This window comes from Rickettsia endosymbiont of Hedychridium roseum (genome assembly GCF_964028255.1).
Classification (GTDB): Bacteria; Pseudomonadota; Alphaproteobacteria; order Rickettsiales; family Rickettsiaceae; genus Rickettsia; species Rickettsia asembonensis.
Window position 1 is genome coordinate 1159955 of record NZ_OZ034753.1, and the last position, 20833, is coordinate 1180787.

The following is a 20833-nucleotide window of genomic DNA, read 5'->3' on the forward strand; positions in this document are numbered from 1 at the left end:
TTATATGGATAAAGATATAAAATCATATATATTTATTGAGAAGTTAAAGTCTTTATCATTCGTTGAAGAAATATGGCTTTTCGGTTCTCGTGCTAGAGGGGATAACGATGAGCGTTCCGATATTGATATTGCAATTATCTGCCCTAATATTACAGATCAAGAATGGCTAAAAGTTATGGATATTATAGAGAATGCCGACACCCTTTTAAAGATAGATTGTGTAAGGTTTGAAAATACTAAAACAAGCTCTGAACTTTATGAAAATATATTAAAAGAGAAAAAAATTATATATGTCAAAAATAAACCTTAAGCTTGAAAAATTTCGTAAAGCTTTTATGACACTTGAAGATATCTATTTAAAACCGGTCACAGCAGATAGGGCTTATATTGATGCCACTATACAAAGATTTGAATTTACTTTTGAACTCGCTTGGAAGTTTTTAAAAGAATATTTTTCTCAAAAAGGCACAGTTCTTCACTATCCTAAAGAAGTGATAAGGGAAGCTTTTGTTAACGGTATTATAAATGATGAGAGTTTATGGATTTATATGCTTACTGATCGTAATATGACATCTCATACTTACGATAAAAAACTTGCCGATGAAATTTATAGCCGGATAAGAAATTATGTTCCTGAACTTAAGAAGTTACTAGATGCTATTGATTCAAAGACTTTATAATGCCTTGCAGTGTTTGAACTTCAGGGGAAGAGAGGCTATTGATACGTGTAAATATATTAGTGATATTTTGCTGCATAGCGGGCTTTTTGTCAGGAGCTTTGAAGAAGCCGGCTTTATCGAGTCTGCCGAATAAATTTGCTAAAAAATGTTCTATTTCTTCTTTAGTAGCTAATTTTTGAATATTGTATATATCTTCTCTAGGCGTAGAATTACGAAATAATTCATAGCATATAATAATAACCGCTTGAGCAATATTTAATGAGCTAAATTCAGTGGTGTTAATAGTGATAATCTTATTGGCAAGTGAGATTTCTTCATTACTAAGCCCGTTATTTTCCCTCCCGAACATTATCCCGACTTTTGCAGAATTTGGATAATCTAAAGGTAAATTTTGTGAAAATACATAATCTTTATTCATAGCCCTTTTAATGCAAGTAGTAGCATATAAATATTCGAGGTCTTTAATACAATCTTCAAGACTATCATAAACTTTTGCATTATCTATAATATTAACCGCTCCGACTGCATTACTACGTGCTTGCTCATTTGGCCAGCCGTCTCTTGGAGTTACGATTCTAAGCTCACTTAAGCCAAAATTCTTCATTGCTCTTGCAGTAGCACCGATATTCTCACCCATTTGCAGGGCAACTAATATTATAACCGGATTCATTTAAACCCTCATAACATGACAAGTATAAGCGATTGCAACTGCATCAGCTTCATCAGAGTTGGTAATAGCAGAAGTTCCAGGCAAAAGTAACTTTATCATATGCAAAATTTGGTCTTTCTCTGCATGCCCATAACCGGTCACGGTTTTTTTTACCGTATTCGGCTTAAACTCCCGCATGTCCAAATTATATCTACCGATTAGCGACATTATTGCACCTCTAGCATAGCCGAGCTTTAACGAAGTCACGCTATTAGTATTAACAAATGTTTCTTCAATCGCTGCCATATTTGGTTGATATTCTAATATTACTTTTTCTAATGTACTGTTAATAAAGGCAAGTCTATTATGAATTTCATCCTTACTATTTGTTTTAATAATACCGCTAGCTAAATATTTCAGCTTTGCGGTATCCTTTGCAACCACCGCCCATCCAAGACTCCCAAGTGCCGGATCAATCCCAAGTACTATCATTGTTATTTAGCTATCTCTTTTAATAATAATTGATCCATATCGTGTGTATGAGCATGATTATGTAGAAAAAATGCTTTGTTAATTTCCTCCAATAAGAAATCATTTTGTCCCAATTTATATAAGATTGAATCTCGTATTTTATATAAAGCCTCATCTTTTAAAACCATAGGAATTGATTCTATAGCTTTATTACAAGCCTCAAACACTTGGTTATATTGCTCCAATTTATCCAAAGTTAAACTTCTTAGCTCCGTGTTATCATCATCTTCTTCTTTATTATAAATTTCAAGTAATCGGTTATATGTTGCTAATTTATCCAAAATTAAACTTTTTAACTCATATAAAACTTTAGGATTTAATTCAAGAATTTGATTCTGTCCTAATTCATTCAAAATTGAACTTTTTAAGCTATATAGAACTTTATTATTGGGGCTTAATTCAATAGCTTTATCACAAGCTTCAAGTGCTAAATTTGGCTGCCCCGATTTACGCAAAATTAAACTTTTTAGTCCATATAAAATACCTGCCGGTTTAGAGAATGACGCAATAGTTTCATTACAAGCCTCAAGTGCTAAATTTTGTTGTCCCAATTTATATAAAATTAAACTTTTTAATCCATATGAAATACTATCTTTAGGGTCTAATTCAATGGCTTTATTACAGGCTTCAAGTGCTAAATTTTGTTGCCCCAACTCATATAAAATAAACCCTTTTTTTCTATATAAATGACCATCATTAACGTTTATAGCTTTATCATAAGCTTTAAGTGCTAAGGTTTTATGTCCCAGTTCATTCAGAATTGAACCTTTTAACTCATAAAAAGCTTTAAGATTATCAATATCAAGCCAACTTTCAAATACTATTTCTCCTAATCCATCTATAATGAGAGCTTTTAGTATATATAAACCGACATCTTTAGGATTTAATTCTATAGCTTTATTACAAGCTTCAAGTGATTCACTATACCCACCTGCTTTGTAAGATTTAACACTCCGGTTATAATATTCTATATAATCAACAGTTTTATTTTCTGAGTCACTTTTACCAATTACCGGAAAAGTAAATAATAAGGCGACAAGGAAAAATTTAAAATATTTTCTCACTTCACTTTACTTTCATATACTCATAAAAATCAGAGTTATTTTCCCACAGTTCACGCACCTTAACAAATAAAAATAAATGAACAGGGAAGCCAAAAAACCGCTCCATTTGCATTCGAGATTTTGCTCCTATTTCTTTGATTTTAGAACCGTTTTTACCAAGTATTATAGTTTTATAGCTCTCTCTTGAAACTACTATAACCTGATTAATCTTTACGGATTTATCTTTGAGTTCTTCCCATTTTTCGGTTTGTACGGTTAATTTATAAGGTAGCTCTTGCTGCAAATTAAAAAATAATTGCTCTCTTGTGATTTCTGCGGCAATAAAACGCATCGGTAAATCCGTTATGTCGTCTTCTGCATAAAGCCAAGGAGAAATTTTTGCCTTACCTGTTATATATTCAAGTAATCCATCAATATTTTTGCCCGATAAAGCAGATATAGGAAAAAGCAAACTATCAGGATGATTTTCCGTTAAAAAAGCCTTAATGTCATCTATATATTTTGATTCGATGTCTATTTTATTCAATAAAAATATCGGAACAATATTAAGTGAACGAAGCTTATTTAAAATATCGTGCGTTACATCATCAAACGGTTTTAAACTATCGATAATTAACATTACTAAATCCGCACTATGCAAACTAGACCACGCACATCTGACCATCGCCTTCTCAAGCGTTCCTTTCGGCTCAAATATTCCCGGCGTATCGTATAAAATTACCTGCGTATCTTTTAAGGTAATAATACCGGTAATAATTGACCTAGTAGTTTGAACTTTTGGGGTAACGATTGAAAGCTTCTCACCGATCATTCTATTTAACAAAGTCGACTTCCCACTATTTGGTCGCCCAATGATACAAACCGAAATTGTTTTTTGAACTTGTTTTGTCATATTTTAATACATCTAGCTTCCTAACGCTTGTATTAACGCTTCTCTAAACTCTTTAAGTTGAAAATTGTATGGTTTTAATTCTATAGCTTTATTTATAACCTCAAGAGCTAAATTATAGTTACCTAACTGAGCTAAAACCATAGCTTTATTATAATATAATCCTGCATTATTAGGATTTAATTCTATAGCTTTGTTAAAATTTATAAGTGCCAAAGCATATTGTTTTGAACTATATAAAACTCTAGCTTTATTATAATATGAATAAAAATTTTCAGGTTCTGATTCAATACATTTATTAATAGCTTCAAGTGCTAAATCATATTTTCCTTCTACACTAAACATACAAGCTTTAATAGAATAAAGGTTTTGAGAAGTAGCTTCTTGTACTAAATCTCCTACTAAATCTTCTTCACATAATTGGGCTACACTTAAAGCTTTATCAACACAAAAAACTGCGTCATCACGTTTCAAATTAAATGCCTTAATACAGTCTTGAGACAATTTATTTTTATCTAACTTTTGTAGAATAACATTTTTATCATGGTATAAATCTGCATTATTTGGATCTAGCTCAATCGCTTCATCATAAGCCTCAATAACTGCATCATATCTACCTTGATTTGTGAGGTCTAAATCTATAGATTTATTTATTACTTTAAATGCTGATTCATAATCACCTAATTTAATTAATGTTATACCTTTATCATGATACAAATCCGCATCATTAGGGTTTAACTCTATAGCTTTGTTGTAACTTTCTACTGCTAAGTCATATTTTTTTAATGCTACCAACGCCAAAGCCTTAGCAGCATGAACATTTAAATTATTATCCGCTAATTTAATAGCTTCATCAAGACTCTTTACTACTAAATCAAATTTACCTAGCATAAATAAAAATTTGCCTTTACTCTCATAAAAAATGGGGTTATTAGGATTCAACTCAATAGCTTTGTCAACGGCTAAAATAGCTAATTCATGTAAACCTAAGTTATATAATGTTGTTCCTTTATTGTGGTAAAAAAATGCGTTTGTGGGATCTAAAGTAATAGCTATATCATAATTCTTAACCGCTAAACTATACTCTTGTAATTTATTTAGAACGAATGCTTTAAGATGATAAAATTCTGAGCGAGTAGGATTTAATTCAATGGCTTTATTTATACTATCAATAGCTATATCATGTAAATTTGATGCATATAAAGCCCTCCCTTTATTATAATAAGCATCTGAACGGTTCGGAGCTATTATAAAATAGCTTTATTATAAGCTTCGATTGCTAAATGGCATCAACCGAATCTTAATAACTTATTACCTTTAGATATAGAAAGTGACCACCGTAAATATTTTATCATATTATGCTCTCGCTGTTATATTACATTTTGATAATTATTTATTTGAGCTTATGTAATAATTTCCTTGCTGCGTTTTTTTCGGCTTCTTTTATAGAATGCCCCGTACCTGTTTGTTCATAATCTTTTACTTTCACAAGCACTGTAAAAGTTGATGAATGGGCTGCTCCTTCTCTTTTTATCAGACGGTATATAGGTAGGTGATGGCTACTCGCTTGAGCCCATTCTTGTAAAGCAGTTTTTGGATCATAATCCGTTAAATTCTGAACTTTTATAAATTCTGCCCATAATTTCCCGATAATATTATGGGTTGTTTCAATATTGCTATCAAGATATATAGCTGCAATCAAAGCTTCCGTGGCATTTTCTATATTATTAGGATTATCTCGCCCTCCTGCTACTTCTTCGCCATGAGTTATAATTATATAATCTTTTAAAGCAAGTTTAGCCCCAACCATACATATTGTTTCTTTGCAAACTAAATATGATCTAGTTTTAGCTAAATTCCCCTCATTATAATTTGCAAAATTTCTAAATAAAATTTCCGTGACTACTAAATTTAATACAGCATCACCTAGGAACTCTAATCGTTCATAATCTTTATCATCCTTATACTCATGATGTTGTCTTAAAGACGGGTGACTCAACGCCTCTATTAAAAGCTCTTTATTTTTGAAACTATAGCCAAGCAGCTTTTCTAACTTCTCAAATGCTACCATTAAACCTCTGATAAATGTGACGCCGATGTAGACGAGATTTAATTTGGAAAAGAGCAAGGCACTTTGAAGCTTATAACCGCAGCGTATATATAATACGTGAGGATTATAAGCGAAAAGTAACGCCGCCAATTTTTCAAATTAAACGAGTATACTAATCCGTTTTATAAAGATTTCTGAAAATTCGATTTAACCTAACAGATTCAACCCATGGTTTTAATCTTAGTACTAGATTAATAACTCCTATATCATTATCCCACCAAGTTATTTTTGTTGAGAACCAAATAAATTGTGCTTTAGCAATAAAATTTTCAAACGGTACAAATCCAAGATTTACTCTACTATCATTTGACTGATCTCTATTATCCCCTAAAAAGAAATATTTTCCTTCAGGTACATAAAAAACATCCGTGTTACCGTATCTATCATTATATATAACGCCAAAAATAGGAGCAAGCTTATAAGAAAAATATGTTCTACCGTTTGGCAAGGTTTCTTTAAACTTCAAATATTTTATTCCCTCTTCGCTTATATAAGTTCCAACTTCCGTGCGTTCTATTTTTTTATCGTTAATATATATTACGTCATCAATCAATTGAATTTTATCGCCGGGTAGCCCTATTAAACGCTTTATATATCTAACATTCATATCGTTAGGCGGACGAAAAACTATAATATCGCCACGCTCCGGTTCACAAGCAAATATTCGTCCTTTAAAAAGAGGAATAAAATCGAAAAAAGATAAAGAATAATTACTATAACCATAACTATATTTCGTAGAAAATATATAGTCATTCTCAAGTATGGTTGCTTTCATAGAACCGGTCGGAACGGTAAACGGCTCCATAATAAGTATTCTAATAAGTAAAGCGATACATATTACAAAAGCAAAAGACCCCCACTCTTGCTTAGCTGTTTTATTAGTGTTTGATTTTGTATTATCTGTTTGCATAATATTTTTTTTAATTAATCAAGCTTAATATTAGTGGTGGTGCATAGCTCAATTCCACTCCTGTCATCCCGCGACTTAATCGCGGGATCCAGTTAAAAATACTAATAATATTAGTATTTTTATTGTTTCCTGGATACCGTGGTCAAGCCACGGTATGACATAGAAAGGTACTGGATTCCCGCCTACGCGGGAATGACATCCTGAACGTTCATATAGCACTGGACCACCCCTTTATCCTCTCCTCAATCTCGCTTCTAAAATGGCGTATCAGCCCTTGGATCGGCCAAGCTGCCGCATCACCTAAGGCACAAATAGTATGCCCCTCTATTTCTTTCGTAACATTAAGAAGTTCGTCTATCTCGGATTTTTGGGCATTACCTTTAACTAGCCGCATCATAACACGCCACATCCAGCCCGTACCCTCACGGCAGGGAGTACATTGCCCGCATGATTCATGCATGTAAAATTTACTAAGCCTTGCTATTGCATAAATAATGTCGGTAGATTTATCCATAACTATAATACCACCTGTACCAAGTCCAGAACCTGCGGTTCTTAAACTATCAAAATCCATATCCACTTCACATAATGACTTAGGAAGTAAAGGCACCGAAGAACCGCCCGGAATTATGGCTTTAAGATTATCCCAACCGCCTCGAACACCACCGGCATATTTCTCAATCAATTCTTTTAACGAAATCCCCATTGCCTCTTCAACATTGCAAGGCTTATTAACATGCCCCGATATGCAGAAAATCTTAGTACCGGTATTGTTAGGCTTACCGATAGAAGCAAACCAACTAGCTCCTCGTCTTAAAATGGTCTGCACTACTGCAATAGACTCAACATTATTTATAGTAGTCGGGCAGCCATATAGCCCAAATCCGGCAGGAAAAGGCGGCTTTAAACGAGGCATGCCTTTTTTACCCTCTAAGCTTTCAAGTAATGCAGTTTCCTCACCGCAAATATAAGCCCCCGCCCCGCGGTGTAAATAAATATTACAATCGAAACCCGAGTCACAAGCATTCTTTCCTATTAACCCGTCTTTATAAGCTTCATCTAAAGCACGCTGAATATTAGAAGCTTCATTATAAAACTCACCTCTAATATAGATATAGCAATCATTCGCTCCTATAGCAAAGCTTGCAAGCAAACAGCCTTCTATTAATTTGTGCGGCTCAAACCTTAATATATCACGGTCTTTGCAAGTACCTGGCTCAGACTCATCAGCATTTACTACTAAATAGCAAGGCTTCTCTGAATTTTTAGGCATAAATGACCATTTCATGCCTGTAGAAAACCCGGCACCGCCTCGCCCTCTAAGCCCTGATTTCTTGACCTCTTCAATAATAAACTCTCTACCTTTATCGAGCAAAGCTTTAGTATTATCCCAATCGCCTCGCTTCTTGCTAGATTTCAAATCATGGCTTTGCTGCCCATGTAGGTTAGTAAAAATTTTGTCTTCTTCTTTTAGCATAAACTATTCTCGTTATGGCTTAAAAACGTCATTGCGAGGAAAGACGAGCGTTGTTGCATGGATTAGTTTTTCAGTTGTCATCCCGCGAGCTTGTAGCGGGATCCAGTTAAAAATACTAATAATATTAGTATTTTTAGTTTTTTTATGGATACCGTGGTCAAGCCACGGTATGACACCGAGAGCGTTTTTAGATCCACACAGGCGATGCCCGCTTGCAATGACGATTTTTTACCTTTCTATTACTTTTTTATCAAACTTTCTATTAGCGAACATTGTAAGTATCGGAGCGGAGATAAAAATTGATGAATAAGTACCGGCTATTATCCCAAAAAATACAAGGACGCTAAAACTACGGATTGCCTCACCGCCAAAAAGAATAAGGGCTAAATTGGCAAGTAGTGTAGTAATTACCGTTAAAATAGTTCTTGATAAAGTCTCATTGATACTTAAATTTATAATTTCCGTGATATTTTTTTTATGATATTTACGTAAATTTTCTCTAATCCTATCATATATTACTACCGAATCATTAACGGAATAACCTATAATAGTTAACACTGCGGCAATAGTGCTTAAGTTAAAATCAAGCTTTGTCATACTCATAAACCCAAGAGCGAGTATTACGTCATGCACTAAGGCGATAAGTATACCAAGACCAAAATACCACTCAAAACGCACCCAAATATAAACCATAATAGCTAAGAAAGAGAACAGCATCGCCATAGCCCCCGCTTCTATTAGCTGCCTACCGACTTGCGGACCGACAAAATCTACCTTACGATATTCAAACTTATACGGAAAATTACTTTGCAAAGATGCTTTAATTAACTCAATATTTTTCATGAGATTTTCTTCGCTACTACTACCGAATCTAATCGATAAATCACGCTCACTACCGAAATTCTGTAAGACCACCTCACCTATTCCAAGCTCACCTAGAACCCCCCGCATTTTTGGCAAATCAGGAGCTTGATCAAGCCTTACTTCAATAACTATACCGCCGGCAAAATCAATACCTAAATTAAATTTATATATCCCGATCCAAATAAAGCTAACGAGTGATAAAATAATTGAGAAAGTGTAACTGACTTTTTTAAAGTTCATAAAATCAAAATCGATTTTATTAGGTAAAAGCCTTAAAGGATAAATTTGCATTATTATATATTGAATAAGAATTACATTATTTGTATTATATAGTAATTTTAAAAAGGTTAAATGATTTTTTATGTCAGAAGTAGTAGTAAAAGAACAATTAGAACAATATATAAGCAAAATAGAAAGATTAGAACAAGAAAAAGCTGATTTATCTCAAGAAGTAAAAGATATTTTCCAAGATGCTTCTTCACATGGATTTGATGTTAAAGCTATGAAATCTATATTAAAGCTGAAAAAATTGGATAAAGACAAACTTGCCGAGCAGGATGCTATGCTTGAACTTTATAGAGATACTTTAGGGATTTAGTAGGTTTGCTTGCATGAATACTTAAGTCGTCATTGCGAGCAGCCATAGGCTGCGTGGATCTAAAAACGCCCTCGGTGTCATCCCGTGGCTTGACCACGGGATCCAGTTAAAAATACTAAAATATTAGTATTTTTTATTGTTTTTATGGACCTAGTTAGCAAGCGAACTAGGTGACACAGTAGGTTTTACCGGTCTACGCAACAATGCCACGCAAGTACTACGAATGCTCGCAATGACGGGGTGGTAACCAAGCAATAACGCCATAAAAATTTAAAAAAAATTAGAATAGGTTTTTATCTTAACTTGTAAGATATAAATAGAAACACTACCAAAATTTAACGGTGAGAATTGAAAAAGGCTCTGGATATATAAGTGTGTAAATTCTAAAATAGGCATTAAATTCGCCCCTCAAATTTTATCAAAAAGTGAGCCATGTCCTCTCCCCAATTTTGGATAGGCATATTCCATTTTCGCGTAATATAGTCAATTGTCAAGTACAAAGTCTTAAATACAGAGTCGTCGTTAGGAAAACCCCTTTTGTTATTAGTAACCTTGCGTAATTGACTATTTAAACCTTCGATTGCATTGGTTGTATAAATGATACGCCTAATCACTTCTGGGTATTGTAAAAAAATTATCAAATTCTGCCAATTATTTTGCCATGATTTTGCAATATGTGGGTACTGTTTGCCCCATTTCATATCAAAATCAGATAAGGCAGTAAGTGCTTCATCCTCAGTGATAGAGCTGTATACTAGCTTCAAATCTGCTGCAAGTTCTTTACGGTCTTTATAGCTTACATATGACAAACTATTTCTGATTTGATGTACAATGCACAGCTGATGCTCAGTTTGTGGATATACTGCAGATATCGCCTCACTCATGCCCGTTAGATTATCGCTACAAGCAATTAAGATATCTTTTAATCCCCTGTCTTTCATTTCAGTAAAATTATTTAACCAAAATTTAGCTCCCTCATTCTCGCTAATACACAAGCCTAAAATATCTTTCCTTCCGGTTAAATCTACACCTAAAGCTACATATACTGCCTTATTGATAATTCTCTTATCTTGACGTACTTTAACTATAAGTGCATCAAAATATACTATAGCATATATGGCTTCCAGAGGCCTATTCTGCCAACTCCTGACCTCATCCATAACATTATCGGTAACCCGACTAATAAGGCTTTCACTGTTCTCTGCACCATATAGCTCATGAATCTGAATCTTAATGTCAGAGAGGCTCATCCCTTTAGCATATAAGGATAATATCTTCTGATCTAATCCATCAATCCTAGTCTGACGCTTTGGCACTAGTACAGGAGAAAATTCAGCATTTCTATCACGTGGTACTTCAAGTTCCAATACTCCACCTTCAGTAATTAGGCTTTTTTTGCATACACCATTTCTACTATTGTCAGTCTCTATCTTGCCATATTTGTTATAGACAAGATGCTCATCCATCTCAGCTTTTAAGGCTCTTTCAAATATATTTTTAGTTAACTGCTTTAATATCCCGTCTTTGGCAAAAAAACTCGTTAAGTCAGTATCTTTATCTATTAGCAAATCTACTGCTTGTTTTATCTTCTCTTGGTTACTGTTACTCATGTTATTCCTGATAAATTATATTATTGTTAATATAACCTATCCTAGAAATTTACACACTTAGTGAGACAGCACCATAAGTCACATACATTTTTTAAACCTTTATTCTTAGCTATACTTAAAGTTGTTTCACCATTATTAGTAACCTGATTAATAGCCTCCTTAGACATTTTAGATATAAGTATTTCACAAACTTTTTCTAAGCCATCACGGGCGGTTTCAAATATCTCTCTATTATTAATAGGTGTGTCAAACTTATTAATAAGTAACTCATAAACTACTTCTAAGCCCTTTTCTAAAGCAGCAATTAATATGGTATTACCTTTATCATCAATATTATTTAATTCATCTTGATTTATATTTTTTATCAGGTTTCGTGTATCTACTTGATTTTTTTCTTGTATATCTATTACTAATTTTTTCCATTTAGTTAAATTATCATCTACAATATTAATATTTTTTGCAGAAACTACTTGTTTTTGTTGTTCTTCATATTTCTTTTCTGCTTTTGCTTTATTTTCTTCATATAAATTTTTTTCGCTATAATTATATCCATCGATTCCTTTCTTAACCTTTATTGCTGCTTTATATTTTTCTATAGCTTCATTATACTTTTCTTGACTGCATAAATTATTACCCTCTGCATTTAAGTTTTCTGCTTTTTTCTCGGCTATATTTTTATTTCTTTGTAAATATTCATTTATTGTTTTTAAGCCTTTAGGCCCTATTTTGTTATCATAAAGATAAAGAGTTGTAAGAGTAGAGTTAGTTTTAAGAGAGTCAGCAATTAATTTAGCACCTTCATCCCCTATTTCGTTAGCTTTGAGATAAAGAGTTGTACTACCATTTCTTAAACTATCGGCTTCCTCATTTAATCCTCTTTTTTCTAGAAATTCTATTAATCTCTCATGCGGCGTTTTTGTTGCTGCTACTTCTTGCTGTTGTTCTTCTTGCTTTTTCCCTGCATCTGCTTTATTAGCTAAATTATCTTTTTTATTTGTCAGTAAATCACATGTATTTTTTAAACCCTTTTTTGTAGCTAAGCTTAAAGCCGTATCGTGGTATTCATTAACGTGATTAATAGCCCGCTCAGACATTTTAGGTATAAGCATCTCACATACTTTGTCTAATCCATTACCTGTAGCCCAAATTAAAGCTGTATAGCCCTTATTAACATGATTAATAGCCCGCTTGGACATTTTAAGCATAAGCATCTCACAAACTTTGTCTAAACCATAACTAGCAGCCAACATTAAAGCTGTATCACCATTATCAACTTTGCTTAATTCGGCTGTATTCATTTGGGTAATTAATTTTTGTGCTTCTGCCGTGTTTTCTGCTTTTATTGCTTCTATTAGCTTTTCATACGGAGTTCCAAATAATCTTATAAACATAGATATATCCTTATTAAATTCTATAAATCTTAACATTTTGTTAAAAATGAGCTTATAGACGGAATCATAATAAAGGGCTTTAAGAAAGCAATAGAAATTTAACTAAAAATATAAATAAATGAATTTAAATTGATTTAGGGAATTTTTTGATATATAGAGGATTAAAGGAAATAGTAGGGAGTTTTAATAATTAGTAATAATTATAATCTATAATGTTACCGACGTTTCACTAAGCCTTGCAGCTGGTGCTGTCTCACTAAGTGTGTAAATTTCTAGGATAGGTTATATTAACAATAATATAATTTATCAGGAATAACATGAGTAACAGTAACCAAGAGAAGATAAAACAAGCAGTAGATTTGCTAATAGATAAAGATACTGATTTAACGAGTTTTTTTGCCAAAGACGGGATATTAAAGCAGTTAACTAAAAATATATTTGAAAGAGCCTTAAAAGCTGAGATGGATGAGCATCTTGTCTATAACAAATATGGCAGGATAGAGACTGACAATAGTAGAAATGGTGTATGCAAAAAAAGCCTAATTACTGAAGGTGGAGTATTGGAACTTGAAGTACCACGTGATAGAAATGCTGAATTTTCTCCTGTACTAGTGCCAAAGCGTCAGACTAGGATTGATGGATTAGATCAGAAGATATTATCCTTATATGCTAAAGGGATGAGCCTCTCTGACATTAAGATTCAGATTCATGAGCTATATGGTGCAGAGAACAGTGAAAGCCTTATTAGTCGGGTTACCGATAATGTTATGGATGAGGTCAGGAGTTGGCAGAATAGGCCTCTGGAAGCCATATATGCTATAGTATATTTTGATGCACTTATAGTTAAAGTACGTCAAGATAAGAGAATTATCAATAAGGCAGTATATGTAGCTTTAGGTGTAGATTTAACCGGAAGGAAAGATATTTTAGGCTTGTGTATTAGCGAGAATGAGGGAGCTAAATTTTGGTTAAATAATTTTACTGAAATGAAAGACAGGGGATTAAAAGATATCTTAATTGCTTGTAGCGATAATCTAACGGGCATGAGTGAGGCGGTATCTGCAGTATATCCACAAACTGAGCATCAGCTGTGCATTGTACATCAAATCAGAAATAGTTTGTCATATGTAAGCTATAAAGATCGTAAAGAACTTGCAGCAGATTTGAAGCTAGTATACAGCTCTATCACTGAGGATGAAGCACTTACTGCCTTATCTGATTTTGATATGAAATGGGGCAAATAAAACCGGCGACTTAAATGCAAAGGCATACGCAGCTCGCACTACAGTTATAGCTGATCTTCTTTTTACTACTCCAACTGTGATAATTCAACCAGTTAGCGGCATAATATTAGTAAATATGCTTGGCTATAATTATTCTGATTTATGGCTTACCTTAACTTATATCGGATACATAATCGCCGGTGGTTGTTGTTGGCTTCCGGTGGTATGGATTCAAATCCAACTACGAAATATAGCACTTGAAGCATTAAAACAGCGAACTCCCCTACCGGAAAAATATTATAAATTATTTAAATATTCCCGCTTTCGCGGGAATGACATAAAGTAAAAATTGTCCGGTACTATAGGCTTGACCACGGGATCCAGTTAAAAATACTAAAATTATTGGTACTTTAAGCTGTTTTTTGGATACCGTGGTCAAGCCACGGTATGACACCGAATACGTTTTTCGATACACGCAGGCAAGCCCGTAAGAATTACATAGAGAGAAAACAATATCTACGCCGGTATATCTTCAATAATCGGTTGTTTTTTGTTTGATTTTGTAGAAATGAGAGAGGTCATTATCGGTTCTACTAAGCCGTTAACTACCTCTTTTGTAATAGTAACACGCTGTTTTTTTAGCTCAGCAACTTTATACATACTATCAAGCAAAAGATGCTCAAGTATTGAACGAAGCCCTCTTGCTCCAGTCTTTTTAGCTAAAGCTTTTTCAGCAATAGCTTCTAGTGCAGAATTCTCAATTACAAGCTCAGCATCATCAAGCTCAAATTGTTTCTGATATTGCTTTACTATAGCATTCTTAGGCTTAGTTAGAATTGTAATTAAAGCATCTTTGTCTAACTCGTCTAAAGTCGTAACGATAGGTAACCTACCGATAAACTCCGGAATTAAGCCGAATTTAGTTAAATCTTCAATTTCTAGAGATTTAAGAATCTCACTATTATTTTTCTCTTTATCTATATTTACGTTAGCTGCAAAACCTATAGAACTATGATTAGTTCTTGCGGTTATAATGCTATCAATCCCCATAAAAGCACCACCGCAAATAAATAAGATATTTGAAGTATCTAACTGTACGAAATCTTGTTGAGGGTGTTTCCTACCACCTTGAGGAGGCACGGAAGCAACAGTTCCTTCCATAATTTTAAGTAGTGCCTGTTGTACGCCTTCTCCCGATACATCTCTAGTAATGGAAGGGTTTTCCGATTTACGGGCAATTTTATCAACCTCGTCAATATAAATTATACCTTTTTGTGCTTTTGCTATATTAAACTCAGCTGCTATCAATAAACGTAGTAATATATTCTCAACATCTTCACCGACATAACCGGCTTCCGTTAAAGAAGTAGCATCTGCCATAGTAAAAGGTACATCTAGAATTTTAGCAAGCGTTTGAGCAAGTAAAGTTTTTCCTGAACCGGTAGGACCGATCAATAAAATATTCGACTTATTAAGCTCAACGTCATTATTGCCGGATTGTACATATTCAAGTCTCTTATAATGGTTATAAACCGCTACTGCTAAAATCTTTTTAGCTTGGTCTTGCCCAACTACATAATCGTTTAGAATTGCACATATTTTTTGCGGCGTTGGAATTGAAGAAGTAATTTGCTTTAACGCAACTTTACTTTCTTCTTTCATAATATCCGTACATAAATCTATACATTCATCACAAATAAATACCGCAGGACCTGCTATTAGTTTTTTTACTTCATGTTGTTTTTTACTACAAAACGAACAAATCAATTCTTTTTTATCAGCTTCTATTACCATTAACTTTCTTTTTTATGTTTATACTCATTGTCATCCCGCGGCTTGACCTATAGTACCGGACAGTTTTTTCTATGTCATTCCCGCCTACGCGGGAATGACATAGAAAAAACTGTCCGGTACTATGAGCTTGACCACGGGATCTTGTTATACAGATTACGTCCTGAGATCCCGTGGCGGGTCCACGGGATGACAGTACAATTCATATAACCCTACCATACATATAATAATCTTTATGCTCATTTGCAACTATTTCGTATTTTTTAAGGATTCCCTCCCTAGCAAAACCACATCTCTCAAGAAGATTAATTGAACGAAAATTATCAGTAATTACTGTTGCCTGTACTCTTATAATACCAATATAATCAGCAAATTTTAATATATTTTTTATAGATTTTAACATCATACCTTGACCCCAAAAACTAGGATCTAGATCATAGCTTATTTCTGCTCTATGATGCTCTAGATTTATTATATTAAACCCTGCTGTACCTATCAATTTATTATCGTCTTTAAGGGCAATTCCCCAATAAAAGCTTCTATGATTTTTATATAAACTAGACCAATAACGTATTTCTTCTCTAGCTTCTTCTAAGTCTTTAGGTCTATTACTATCAGTTATATAAATAGCCATTTCCGACTTACTCATATAATTAAAATAATCTTGTACATCACTTTTCGCTAATTCCCTTAGTACTATATTTTCTAAATCAAGTACAGGAAAAGGAGCATATAAATATCCTCTATCTATCATAATACTTCAAGTCGTTATACTGCTTGTATTTCAAGAATTGCTCTTTATTTTGATAGGCGAGTGAGCGGAGCGTACACATAGTACGTGAGCATCACGAGTCCTTGATAAAATGAAAGAGCAATTCTTGAAATACAAGCAGTATTTATCATACATATTTAATTGGGTCTTGTATATTATTCTTTTTAAAAGCATAAAGCCTTATCATACAAGCAAGGCAATTACCGCAAGATGAATCATCTTCAGTAGGTTCATAACATGATATAGTATTTTTGTAATCTACACCAAGTTCGAGACCGGTTCTAATTATTTGCTCTTTAGTCATATCAATTAAAGGCGTATGAATAGTAATTTTTTTACCTTGTATTCCCATATTGGTTGCTAAATTTGCCATTTTTTCAAAAGATTTAATATATTCAGGACGACAATCAGGATAATTTGCCGAATCGCTTGTATGCACACCTATAAAAATGTCTTTTGCTCCTATTACTTCTGCATACCCTAGTGCATAACTTAAAAATATCGTATTACGAGCAGGCACGTAAGTAACCGGCACATCTTCAGGTAGTTCGTTTACATCGTGATAATGCGGAACATCTATATTATCATCAGTTAAAGCAGAACCACCAAAAGCTCGTAAATCTATACCAACAATCTTATGCTGCTTGACGTTATATTCTTTTATAAGCTCCTTAACTTTCCGAAGCTCTGCATTATTACGTTGTCCGTAATTAAAACTCATAGCATGAATTTCATACCCCATTTCTCTTGCTATTGCAAGAACCGTAGCAGAGTCTGCCCCACCGCTAACTAGAATAACTACTTTTTTCATTGTTTACCGATAAAGTTAATTTTTGAGATACTAGAGCATTTAAACTAATTTTTGCTCTAAGTGCTTCAAGTACTAAAGCTCGATGCACACGTTTATCTACTCTAACATTAAACTGCCCGCTATACTCTTTCCTAAAGGGTGCTAAAGGAATAGATTGATTATGACTTATGTAACTTTCTTTCATTAAAGTCCAAGCTTGTTGTAATTCTTGTAGTGCTTTTTCAGGCGAATTGCCAAAAGCCGATACGTTCGGTAGCTCTTCAAATCTTGCTAGCCAATCTCCATCCGTATCTTTAAAAAGCTCTATAGTAAACCCGTCAAATGCGTCATTTGTTTTCATCTTGTATATTCAGTTTGTCTATATATAAATTATATTGTAATTAAATAAAATTATGAACTAAAAAATTATTCAAGAATTAAAAAACGTAGGGTAAGAATCTTACTTGTAAATTTCTTACTTTTAGTATACTATAATTCTAATGATAAAATTATTTTATAATTATGAAAATATCTACTAAGGGACAAATTACCATACCTATTAATATCAGAAGTAAATTAGGAATGCTGCCTAATACTGAAATTTCTTTCGTTTTACATAAAGATGGAGTTTTTATTAAAAAAGAAAAAAATTCCAATCAAAGAGGTATAAAATTAATACAACAATTATCAGGTAAGAGTACATCAAATATGTCTACCGATGAAATAATGAAATTAACTAGATCATGATTTTAGTCGATAGCAATATAATACTAGATATTATAACTTTTGATAATAATTGGTATGAGTGGTCTTCAGATCAAATAAAATTACTTTCGCAATTTCATGAACTTATAATTAATGATATTATTTATACTGAAATATCAATTGGGTTCAAAAGAATAGAAGAGTTAGAAGCTACAATAACTGAAAATTTTTTTAAACTTACCCCCATGTCTACAGAAGCATTGTTTTTAGCAGGCAAAGCCTTTCAAAAATATAAATTGAACGGTGGCATTAAAAATTCAATATTACCGGATTTTTTTATTGGTGCTCATGCAAGTATATTAAAGATAGACTTATTAACACGAGATATAAGTCGATATAAAACGTATTTTCCAAAAATAAATCTTATTACTCCTAAATATTCTTGACTAAATCCTTCTGATAATCTAAATTTACGTTGTTAATTTATGGCGGGTGTAGCTCAGTTGGTTAGAGCATCAGGTTGTGGTTCTGAGGGTCACGGGTTCGAAACCCGTCACTCGCCCCATATTTTGGGATTGTTGCCGTCATTGCGAGGAGCGAAGCGACGCGACAATCTAGTATAAACACCCTGAGATTGCCACGCTCCTTGCAGTCGTGGCGTTGGTGCATGGCTCGGTTTTTGTCATTCCTGCGAAAGCAGGAATCCAAAAAAAACATACATACAGCAAATTTTTGAAATTAAAAGCTCGCTTTATGATGGATTCCTGCTTTCGCAGGAATGACATCGAACACTTTTCTCGAGCCATACAACAGCGCCTATAGTCGCATAGCTCATGACATTTTTTCTTATGGATATCAAACTTTCATATAGACTGATTAAGTATCTAAAGTTCTATAAAAAAGACTTGATCATCGTTATGATTTCTTTACTTAGCGTATCAGCTTCATTATTACTAATCGGTAGTGTTTTTAGAAATTTAGTTGATAACGGCTTAAGCCAAGACCATATTTTATCGGTTGATAAATCTATATTATATATTTGTTTATTAATTATCATCTTAAGTATTGCTAGTTTTTTCCGTTCATATTTTATCAATAATGTTGCTGAAAAGGCAGTTAATCAAATAAGAAAAGAAGCTTATAGTAATTTAATTAATTATGAAATTGAAGAGTTTGAAGAACTAAAAATCGGCGATATAATTTCACGCCTAACAAATGATATAGATCAAATATCTACTCTCATAGTTAATTTCTTATCTTTTTTTATTCGCAATTCAGTGATGCTAATCGGCGGCATTACCTTAATGTTTTTTGAGAGTTTTAAGCTCGCTTCTATAGTAATTATTACCATTCCTATCTTATTAATTCCTTTAATTAAATTTGGCAAACATGTTAAGGCTTTATCTAAAAAAGCTCTAGAATCTAAATCACTTTTAGCGTCGGATATTGATGAAACTTTTAATAATATTAGAGCTATCTATGCTTTTAACAATCAAACAAATAAAATTACCGATTTTGATACTAAACTACAAAGCTATTTAATATACTGCAAAACCCGTTTAAAAATTCGTGCTTTATTCTTTGCGATTTCAATAGCAATTATATTTCTTGCAATTACTTTAGTTGTTTGGATTGGAGCTTCGGATATAGTTAAAGGAAATTTATCTGCCGGGCAAATTATCTCGTTTATTTATTATGCTATTATTGCCGGCTTTAGTAGCGGCGGTATTTTTGAACTATTAAGTGAAATACATCTACCACTCGCCGCACTAGAGCGAATAATTACAATTATAGATAAGACTCCTATAACACATAATAGTTATTTAGAATTAAATAATTCCGATCCAATCTCGATAGAATTTAAAAATGTCGATTTTACCTATCATTCAAGACCTAATTTAAGGATTATTAATAATATGTCTTTGAAGATAAATGCCGACAAATTTATCGGTATTGTAGGCAGATCAGGCGGAGGCAAAAGTACCTTGATGCAGTTACTGCTGCGTTTTTACCGGAAAGAAAGCGGCACTATCCTTATTAACAATCAAGATATAACTCTTTCAAATCCTGCTGAAATTCGTAAATTAATTGCCTATGTTCCCCAAGAAGCTAACATTTTTTCCGGCACTGTAAGGTCCAATATTATATTCGGTAATACGCAAGCAAGCGACGACGAAATAAATGAGATAATAAAAATTACGGGAATAGAAGAATTTGCTGCTAAACTTCATGACGGTATCAATGCTAAAACCGGTGAGAGAGGAGTTAGGTTATCAGGAGGACAAAAACAAAGGATAGCTATTGCTAGAGCATTACTACGTAAACCACAAATCTTACTTCTTGACGAAGCAATGAGTGCTTTAGATACGATGAGCGAGCAGAAATTACTAGAATCTATAAAAGAAATAATGAAAGGGAAAATTATTATATCAATTGCCCACCGGATTAGTAGTATAGAATCAGCTGATTATATTCTAGTGATAGATAAAGGAGGAGTAGTCGCTGAAGGATCACATAATGATTTATCTAAAAATTCAGAAATCTATCGTAATATTTGCAGAGAACAACTAACAATATAAAATATATAGGTATACGAAGATCAATTTCAAAAAGAGTAATAGGTCCCCAAGACGAGGAACGAAAGCCGTTACTTAATACGTGAGTACCTTCGTCCTTGTAGGACGATGTAGCCAATTTTTGAAATTCATCGAGTAGATAATTGATATATTTGTTACAATAAAAGTTCTATAGTATAAAAAAATTTAAATGTTTAATATAA

General features: G+C 33.2%; 25 protein-coding genes, 1 tRNA gene and 2 pseudogenes. 10 read left to right on the forward strand and 18 right to left on the reverse strand.

Annotated features, from left to right (window positions below):
- Positions 1-4 precede the first annotated feature (4 nt).
- The gene (locus AC5587_RS06740) at positions 5-310 is read left to right on the forward strand and encodes a nucleotidyltransferase domain-containing protein (RefSeq protein WP_040256930.1); all 306 of its coding nucleotides are present in this window, start codon (positions 5-7) and stop codon (positions 308-310) included.
- Positions 291-680, forward strand: a complete 390-nt coding sequence (locus AC5587_RS06745) for a nucleotidyltransferase substrate binding protein (RefSeq protein ID WP_499162239.1) — start codon at positions 291-293, stop codon at positions 678-680. The genes AC5587_RS06740 and AC5587_RS06745 overlap by 20 nt, the downstream gene beginning before the upstream one ends.
- Here the strand turns inward: AC5587_RS06745 and AC5587_RS06750 are convergent.
- The 11 genes and pseudogenes from AC5587_RS06750 to secF all read right to left on the reverse strand — a co-directional run bounded on the left by AC5587_RS06750 (position 658) and on the right by secF (position 9465).
- Complete coding sequence (locus AC5587_RS06750) at positions 658-1350, reverse strand: RNA methyltransferase (protein WP_499162240.1); 693 nt, start codon at positions 1348-1350, stop codon at positions 658-660. The two genes, AC5587_RS06745 and AC5587_RS06750, sit on opposite strands and share 23 nt — an antisense overlap.
- Complete coding sequence (gene ruvC / locus AC5587_RS06755; RefSeq protein WP_410527763.1) at positions 1351-1821, reverse strand: crossover junction endodeoxyribonuclease RuvC; 471 nt, start codon at positions 1819-1821, stop codon at positions 1351-1353. It lies immediately after the preceding gene.
- A gap of 2 nt (positions 1822-1823) precedes the next feature.
- Positions 1824-2924, reverse strand: a complete 1101-nt coding sequence (locus AC5587_RS06760) for a tetratricopeptide repeat protein (RefSeq protein ID WP_499162241.1) — start codon at positions 2922-2924, stop codon at positions 1824-1826.
- 1 nt (position 2925) lies between these two features.
- Positions 2926-3816 (reverse strand): GTPase Era, encoded by an 891-nt coding sequence (gene era, locus AC5587_RS06765; RefSeq protein ID WP_410527765.1) that lies wholly within the window; start codon positions 3814-3816, stop codon positions 2926-2928.
- 12 nt (positions 3817-3828) lie between these two features.
- A complete protein-coding gene (locus AC5587_RS06770; protein WP_499162242.1) occupies positions 3829-4755 on the reverse strand; it encodes a tetratricopeptide repeat protein in 927 nt (308 codons plus the stop codon).
- A 27-nt stretch (positions 4756-4782) separates the two neighbouring features.
- A pseudogene (locus AC5587_RS06775) lies at positions 4783-5064 on the reverse strand (tetratricopeptide repeat protein); the annotation flags it as partial.
- Positions 5065-5206: 142 nt separating this feature from the next.
- The gene (gene rnc, locus AC5587_RS06780) at positions 5207-5884 is read right to left on the reverse strand and encodes a ribonuclease III (protein ID WP_410527693.1); all 678 of its coding nucleotides are present in this window, start codon (positions 5882-5884) and stop codon (positions 5207-5209) included.
- A gap of 151 nt (positions 5885-6035) precedes the next feature.
- The gene (gene lepB / locus AC5587_RS06785) at positions 6036-6833 is read right to left on the reverse strand and encodes a signal peptidase I (protein WP_499162243.1); all 798 of its coding nucleotides are present in this window, start codon (positions 6831-6833) and stop codon (positions 6036-6038) included.
- Positions 6834-6908: 75 nt separating this feature from the next.
- Complete coding sequence (locus AC5587_RS06790) at positions 6909-7052, reverse strand: hypothetical protein (RefSeq protein WP_499162244.1); 144 nt, start codon at positions 7050-7052, stop codon at positions 6909-6911.
- Entirely contained in the window at positions 7042-8310 is a 1269-nt protein-coding gene (gene nuoF / locus AC5587_RS06795) for an NADH-quinone oxidoreductase subunit NuoF (RefSeq protein WP_499162245.1), read from the reverse strand. The genes AC5587_RS06790 and nuoF overlap by 11 nt, the downstream gene beginning before the upstream one ends.
- 228 nt (positions 8311-8538) lie before the next feature.
- Positions 8539-9465, reverse strand: a complete 927-nt coding sequence (gene secF / locus AC5587_RS06800; RefSeq protein ID WP_499162246.1) for a protein translocase subunit SecF — start codon at positions 9463-9465, stop codon at positions 8539-8541.
- 70 nt (positions 9466-9535) lie between these two features.
- Between secF and AC5587_RS06805 the strand changes: the two genes are divergently transcribed.
- Positions 9536-9772, forward strand: a complete 237-nt coding sequence (locus AC5587_RS06805; RefSeq protein ID WP_004996682.1) for a DUF2312 domain-containing protein — start codon at positions 9536-9538, stop codon at positions 9770-9772.
- Between the two features lie 395 nt (positions 9773-10167).
- On the opposite strand, the gene AC5587_RS06810 is transcribed toward AC5587_RS06805, so the two are convergent.
- Positions 10168-11382, reverse strand: a complete 1215-nt coding sequence (locus AC5587_RS06810; protein WP_499162247.1) for an IS256 family transposase — start codon at positions 11380-11382, stop codon at positions 10168-10170.
- A 41-nt stretch (positions 11383-11423) separates the two neighbouring features.
- Positions 11424-12773 carry an ankyrin repeat domain-containing protein gene (locus AC5587_RS06815; protein ID WP_499162248.1) on the reverse strand — a complete coding sequence of 450 codons (1350 nt, stop codon included), beginning with the start codon at positions 12771-12773 and terminating at the stop codon, positions 11424-11426.
- 317 nt (positions 12774-13090) lie between these two features.
- Here AC5587_RS06815 and AC5587_RS06820 point away from each other — a divergent pair.
- Both AC5587_RS06820 and AC5587_RS06825 read left to right on the forward strand, forming a co-directional pair.
- Positions 13091-14014: pseudogene (locus AC5587_RS06820) on the forward strand (IS256 family transposase); the annotation flags it as partial.
- A gap of 49 nt (positions 14015-14063) precedes the next feature.
- On the forward strand, positions 14064-14342 hold the full coding sequence (locus AC5587_RS06825; protein ID WP_499163013.1) for a DUF2269 family protein: 279 nt from the start codon (positions 14064-14066) through the stop codon (positions 14340-14342).
- Here AC5587_RS06825 and AC5587_RS06830 read toward each other — a convergent pair.
- A complete protein-coding gene (locus tag AC5587_RS06830) occupies positions 14301-14471 on the reverse strand; it encodes a hypothetical protein (protein WP_499162249.1) in 171 nt (56 codons plus the stop codon). The genes AC5587_RS06825 and AC5587_RS06830 overlap by 42 nt on opposite strands.
- 41 nt (positions 14472-14512) lie before the next feature.
- A complete protein-coding gene (clpX, locus tag AC5587_RS06835; RefSeq protein ID WP_499162250.1) occupies positions 14513-15790 on the reverse strand; it encodes an ATP-dependent Clp protease ATP-binding subunit ClpX in 1278 nt (425 codons plus the stop codon).
- Between the two features lie 27 nt (positions 15791-15817).
- Between clpX and AC5587_RS06840 the strand changes: the two genes are divergently transcribed.
- Positions 15818-15997, forward strand: coding sequence for a hypothetical protein (locus AC5587_RS06840; RefSeq protein WP_499162251.1), 180 nt, complete (start codon positions 15818-15820; stop codon positions 15995-15997).
- Here AC5587_RS06840 and AC5587_RS06845 read toward each other — a convergent pair.
- The 3 genes from AC5587_RS06845 to AC5587_RS06855 form a co-directional block, all read right to left on the reverse strand.
- A complete protein-coding gene (locus AC5587_RS06845) occupies positions 15990-16541 on the reverse strand; it encodes a GNAT family N-acetyltransferase (protein WP_499162252.1) in 552 nt (183 codons plus the stop codon). The genes AC5587_RS06840 and AC5587_RS06845 overlap by 8 nt on opposite strands.
- A gap of 145 nt (positions 16542-16686) precedes the next feature.
- Positions 16687-17370 (reverse strand): 7-cyano-7-deazaguanine synthase QueC, encoded by a 684-nt coding sequence (gene queC / locus AC5587_RS06850; protein ID WP_499162253.1) that lies wholly within the window; start codon positions 17368-17370, stop codon positions 16687-16689.
- The gene (locus tag AC5587_RS06855; RefSeq protein WP_499162254.1) at positions 17345-17710 is read right to left on the reverse strand and encodes a toxin-antitoxin system HicB family antitoxin; all 366 of its coding nucleotides are present in this window, start codon (positions 17708-17710) and stop codon (positions 17345-17347) included. Before AC5587_RS06855 ends, queC begins: the two co-directional genes overlap by 26 nt.
- A 161-nt stretch (positions 17711-17871) precedes the next feature.
- Here AC5587_RS06855 and AC5587_RS06860 point away from each other — a divergent pair, with 161 nt between their 5' ends.
- The 4 genes from AC5587_RS06860 (at position 17872) to AC5587_RS06875 (ending at position 20633) form a co-directional block, all read left to right on the forward strand.
- The gene (locus tag AC5587_RS06860) at positions 17872-18096 is read left to right on the forward strand and encodes an AbrB/MazE/SpoVT family DNA-binding domain-containing protein (protein WP_045812969.1); all 225 of its coding nucleotides are present in this window, start codon (positions 17872-17874) and stop codon (positions 18094-18096) included.
- Positions 18093-18500, forward strand: a complete 408-nt coding sequence (locus AC5587_RS06865) for a type II toxin-antitoxin system VapC family toxin (RefSeq protein ID WP_410526962.1) — start codon at positions 18093-18095, stop codon at positions 18498-18500. The genes AC5587_RS06860 and AC5587_RS06865 overlap by 4 nt, the downstream gene beginning before the upstream one ends.
- A gap of 42 nt (positions 18501-18542) precedes the next feature.
- A tRNA-His gene (locus tag AC5587_RS06870) sits at positions 18543-18619 on the forward strand.
- Positions 18620-18902: 283 nt separating this feature from the next.
- Positions 18903-20633, forward strand: a complete 1731-nt coding sequence (locus AC5587_RS06875; protein WP_499163014.1) for an ABC transporter ATP-binding protein — start codon at positions 18903-18905, stop codon at positions 20631-20633.
- The last annotated feature ends 200 nt before the right edge of the window (positions 20634-20833 follow it).

Excerpts from the sequence above, each read along its gene's own strand:
- AC5587_RS06740 (WP_040256930.1), top strand. The coding sequence starts at position 5 with ATGGATAAAGATATAAAATCATATATATTTATTGAGAAGTTAAAGTCT.
- AC5587_RS06745 (WP_499162239.1), top strand. The coding sequence starts at position 291 with ATGTCAAAAATAAACCTTAAGCTTGAAAAATTTCGTAAAGCTTTTATG.
- AC5587_RS06750 (WP_499162240.1), bottom strand. The coding sequence starts at position 1,350 with ATGAATCCGGTTATAATATTAGTTGCCCTGCAAATGGGTGAGAATATC.
- ruvC (WP_410527763.1), bottom strand. The coding sequence starts at position 1,821 with ATGATAGTACTTGGGATTGATCCGGCACTTGGGAGTCTTGGATGGGCG.
- era (WP_410527765.1), bottom strand. The coding sequence starts at position 3,816 with ATGACAAAACAAGTTCAAAAAACAATTTCGGTTTGTATCATTGGGCGA.
- rnc (WP_410527693.1), bottom strand. The coding sequence starts at position 5,884 with ATGGTAGCATTTGAGAAGTTAGAAAAGCTGCTTGGCTATAGTTTCAAA.
- lepB (WP_499162243.1), bottom strand. The coding sequence starts at position 6,833 with ATGCAAACAGATAATACAAAATCAAACACTAATAAAACAGCTAAGCAA.
- nuoF (WP_499162245.1), bottom strand. The coding sequence starts at position 8,310 with ATGCTAAAAGAAGAAGACAAAATTTTTACTAACCTACATGGGCAGCAA.
- secF (WP_499162246.1), bottom strand. The coding sequence starts at position 9,465 with ATGCAAATTTATCCTTTAAGGCTTTTACCTAATAAAATCGATTTTGAT.
- AC5587_RS06805 (WP_004996682.1), top strand. The coding sequence starts at position 9,536 with ATGTCAGAAGTAGTAGTAAAAGAACAATTAGAACAATATATAAGCAAA.
- AC5587_RS06810 (WP_499162247.1), bottom strand. The coding sequence starts at position 11,382 with ATGAGTAACAGTAACCAAGAGAAGATAAAACAAGCAGTAGATTTGCTA.
- AC5587_RS06815 (WP_499162248.1), bottom strand. The coding sequence starts at position 12,773 with ATGTTTATAAGATTATTTGGAACTCCGTATGAAAAGCTAATAGAAGCA.
- clpX (WP_499162250.1), bottom strand. The coding sequence starts at position 15,790 with ATGGTAATAGAAGCTGATAAAAAAGAATTGATTTGTTCGTTTTGTAGT.
- AC5587_RS06845 (WP_499162252.1), bottom strand. The coding sequence starts at position 16,541 with ATGATAGATAGAGGATATTTATATGCTCCTTTTCCTGTACTTGATTTA.
- queC (WP_499162253.1), bottom strand. The coding sequence starts at position 17,370 with ATGAAAAAAGTAGTTATTCTAGTTAGCGGTGGGGCAGACTCTGCTACG.
- AC5587_RS06855 (WP_499162254.1), bottom strand. The coding sequence starts at position 17,710 with ATGAAAACAAATGACGCATTTGACGGGTTTACTATAGAGCTTTTTAAA.
- AC5587_RS06860 (WP_045812969.1), top strand. The coding sequence starts at position 17,872 with ATGAAAATATCTACTAAGGGACAAATTACCATACCTATTAATATCAGA.
- AC5587_RS06865 (WP_410526962.1), top strand. The coding sequence starts at position 18,093 with ATGATTTTAGTCGATAGCAATATAATACTAGATATTATAACTTTTGAT.
- AC5587_RS06875 (WP_499163014.1), top strand. The coding sequence starts at position 18,903 with ATGGATATCAAACTTTCATATAGACTGATTAAGTATCTAAAGTTCTAT.